Consider the following 1,683-nt stretch of genomic DNA (forward strand, 5'->3'; position numbering starts at 1 on the left):
CTATTGCTCCTCAGGCGTTTGCGTGGCCAGGCACATGTCCGGTGCGATCATTGCCTATGTCGAGGACCGCAAGGACACCTGGAAAGCCTGCGGCTTCGCCGAACTGATCGTCGTCAACGACGCCACCGCCTATGACGCCTGTCACAACCCGCTGGTTCTCGTCATCACCAAGCGGCAACTGGCTCGCAAAGGCAGTGCCGCGGTCTTCTTCGATCGCCAATCGGCGACCACGCCGGCGACGATCAGCTTCGCGGTGGACAGCCCATATCGGCCCTGGCACACGCAACGCAGATACTCTCGCGAGGCGAGGGGGCTGGCACCCTTCAAGAAACCCGAGAAGCCAGTGGTCAACCCACAGCCGTCTCAGTAGCGACGGATCAGGCCGACGAGCTTGCCTTGCACCTTGACCCTGTCCGGCCCGAAAATCCGTGTCTCATAGGCTGGATTGGCGGCTTCGAGGGCAATCGAGGCGCCCTTGCGGCGGAACCGCTTCAGCGTCGCTTCCTCTTCATCGACCAGCGCCACGATGATCTCGCCGGGGCTGGCCGTGTCGGCGTTACGGATGATAACGGTGTCGCCGTCGAAGATGCCGGCCTCGATCATCGAATCGCCCTTGACCTCCAGCGCATAGTGCGCGCCGCCCATGATCATGTCCGGCGGCACCGAAATCGAATGCGTCTGATGCTGGATGGCATCGATCGGCACGCCGGCGGCGATGCGACCCATGACCGGGATCGAAACGGCAGAGACCGCATCGTCGTCATTGCCGGGCGAAGGCATCCGCGAAGGCGCCGGCTTGATCTGCCGGCCAAGAGCACCACCCTGACCAAGACTGCCCTGGATGACGCTTGGCGAAAACTTCTTTGCCGCATTGAGGCCTGGCGCGATGGAGTCCGGCAGCCGCAGCACTTCCAGCGCGCGGGCCCGATTGGGCAGCCGGCGGATAAAGCCGCGCTCCTCAAGGGCCGTGATCAGCCGATGAATCCCGGATTTGGAGGCAAGGTCGAGCGCCTCCTTCATCTCGTCGAAGGATGGCGGAATGCCGCTCTCCTTCAGGCGTTCATGGATGAACATCAGCAGTTCATGTTGCTTGCGTGTCAGCATGGCGGCCCCCAGGTTCCCTGAAACCAGAATCGAAAAACAAACCCAGAACAAACACTATCTGTTCCAGTTGTGTTCTGCAACCGTTTAAAGTTTAATGAATTTGTTAAGGCTGCTGAAATTATTTGGCGCTTGCCAGCGGGTTACGATCGACGGGCGCCACCTTCGGCAATGCGCCTGCTCACATTGAAATTGTTATGGTTAATGACCTGTGGCTTATCCCCTACCAAAGCTTGGCATTATCTGTCGATCGACCTCGACAAGGGGCGATTGCAACCTTCGGGACGTTCGTTGGCCGTGAACGAAACGGAGCCAAAACGCCAACGTCAGTTGGGCATTTTGGCTGGAAATTCAGCTCTCCGTCATTTGCCAGGCAGTGAGGGCAGCGACGGCGGATCGCCGGGATCGGTGCGTCAGGTAACGGCTTCCTTGACGGCGAAACGCTGGTCCTTCCATGCTCCCGTGCGCAGAATGTCTTCCAGAACCTCAACCGCCAGCCACACATCCTTGTAGCTGACATAGAGCGGCGTGAAGCCGAAACGGATGGTCGACGGTGCGCGGAAGTCACCGATCACCCCGCGC

1 protein-coding gene and 2 pseudogenes are annotated in these 1,683 nt (G+C 60.0%); 1 reads left to right on the plus strand and 2 read right to left on the minus strand.

The window, feature by feature from the left end:
• Window positions 1-370 (plus strand): annotated as a pseudogene (locus EN884_RS35110) (competence protein); the annotation flags it as partial.
• Here EN884_RS35110 and lexA read toward each other — a convergent pair.
• On the minus strand, window positions 364-1,104 hold the full coding sequence (gene lexA, locus EN884_RS35115; protein WP_013531746.1) for a transcriptional repressor LexA: 741 nt from the start codon (window positions 1,102-1,104) through the stop codon (window positions 364-366). The pseudogene EN884_RS35110 and the gene lexA sit on opposite strands and share 7 nt — an antisense overlap.
• A 410-nt stretch (window positions 1,105-1,514) precedes the next feature.
• Window positions 1,515-1,683: pseudogene (locus tag EN884_RS39955) on the minus strand (kynureninase); the annotation flags it as partial.

Source organism: Mesorhizobium sp. M7A.F.Ca.AU.001.01.1.1 (assembly GCF_004022735.1).
Lineage (GTDB): Bacteria > Pseudomonadota > Alphaproteobacteria > Rhizobiales > Rhizobiaceae > Mesorhizobium > Mesorhizobium ciceri.

Coding starts and splice junctions, on each gene's coding strand:
- lexA (WP_013531746.1), bottom strand. CDS start 1,104: ATGCTGACACGCAAGCAACATGAACTGCTGATGTTCATCCATGAACGC.